Source organism: Streptomyces sp. NPDC055140 (genome assembly GCF_053607285.1).
In genome coordinates this window covers 1-1,674 of record NZ_JBSGTG010000177.1, presented here as the reverse complement: position 1 = coordinate 1,674, position 1,674 = coordinate 1, and the positions used below count along the sequence as shown (strand labels likewise).

Sequence of the window (1,674 nt, the reverse complement as noted above, 5' to 3'; positions counted from 1 at the left end):
CATGACCACGGGGCTGGGGGCCGCATTGAGTTTGTTGTGGTCCCCTGGTTGCTGGGAGGGGGGGGTTGTGGGTTCGTGGCGGGGCGGGCGGGTACGCCACAACGAGCACAACCCTTGGGCGACCGTCAGCTGCCCTGCGCTGCCCAGTCCTACGACAATGCGCCGTCGCGTGCCGTAGCTGAAGACCGTGCTCGAGGGGGATTCGATCCGATGCGCGGCAAGCACCTGCTGCGCGAACGTGTGAGCGTCAGAGATCAACTGGGCTCATTCCCAGGTAGTCCAGGACGAAGCCGAGGTGGTCCGTCAGGAAACCCGCGGTTCGGGCATGGTTCTCACTCGCGCAGGCGGTTTCCATTTCCTGGGCCGTGAGCATGCCGCCGAACTGCTCGTTGCGCTCCAGGAGCTTCTGGCGGGAGATTTCCTCCAGGATCTCGGAGACACGGGCCCACTCCTTCTGGTTCAGTCCTGCTTCACGCGCGGCCTTGAAGCGGCCGAGCAGGTGCCGCGTCTCGTCCTCGATCGTTCGACTAGCCACCGCGAGGATCTCGCGGTCTACCTCGTTGGAGGGGTCCAGCAGGTTCTTCGCGGAGCGGATCCCGAAGTAGAGGCCCAGGCCGCCTCCCTCGGACAGGTCGACCGCGATGGCGCCGAGCTTGTCGTCGCGGTAGCTCAGTCGCAGGTCGGTGAGGGCGGCTCCCTCCCTCAGCTTTCCGAGTTCAGCGATCGCCGGCGGGGGCGTGGTGGAGTCGATGAGCAGGAACAGGTCGTGCAGCTGGGCGTAGTGCCGGAGTTCGTCGGAGGCGAAGCTCAGCTTGGTGTAGGTGCTTTTCAGCGGCGAGGGGGCGACCGCCCCGTGGCCCAGTGGCGCCACTTCTTCGGCCACTTCGGCGATCATGCTCGCCACGGTCGTGTTCCGGGGGCCGTAGACGCCGCTGCCGGTCCACTCCTTGAACATCTGGTGCCCGACCCAAATCTTGTCGGACCTGATGTTCCTGGCGCTTGAGCCGAAATAGCGCAGGGCGATTTCTTGTTCCGCAGCCCAGTACGGGGCGCTGTTGAGCAGCGCCTGCTGGATCATTTCCATGTGAGTCCTCCGGGGTTGTGTGCGAGGAGAGGCGCTGACTGGCCGGGAGGCAGCGCGCTTGGGAATGCGCTCGGGCAGGAGATGCCGAAGGCGTTGTCGGCGGCGTCGAGTAGTTCCGCGAGAGGCGGGTGCGGCTCGGCGACGTGCCGGGGCTCGCTGTGGCGTTCCGCGACGAAGCGCAGCGTTGGGGGCCCGCTGAAGGCAGTCGGCTGCCAGGTCACGGCGCGGGCGGGCCGTTGATCGATAGACCGGACGTTGGCCCGTGTTTCCGATCCGCGGCTCACGCCGGTACCTCCACCCGGCGGTAGGCGTCACCAGCGGTGTGGAGTTCGTCTCGGATCCGGCCGTAGGTGTCGTCGACGAACGCGAGCTCCTCCTGCGTGAGTGGTTCACCGAGGCAGGAGTAGTTCTCGCGGATCTGCTCGGCAGTGGTGAAGCCGACGACCACCGCTGTGTGATCGGCCTGTTGGAGGCTGTATCGCAGGGCGACGCGGACCAAGGCCTGTGGGTGGTGGCCGAAGTGCTCGCGTAGCGTGTCCAGGCTGCGGTCGATGATTGCGAGACCGGGGTTCGAGAACCACGCTTTGTCC

General features: G+C 66.3%; 2 protein-coding genes. Both read right to left on the bottom strand.

The annotated features are described in order from the left end of the window. Positions 1 to 247 precede the first annotated feature (247 nt). Positions 248 to 1,084, bottom strand: a complete 837-nt coding sequence (locus ACWFR4_RS48770) for a hypothetical protein (RefSeq protein ID WP_453658423.1) — start codon at positions 1,082 to 1,084, stop codon at positions 248 to 250. Positions 1,085 to 1,364: 280 nt separating this feature from the next. Continuing rightward, positions 1,365 to 1,674 (bottom strand): aldo/keto reductase (locus ACWFR4_RS48765; protein WP_453658421.1); only part of this gene is annotated, 310 nt, incomplete at its 5' end.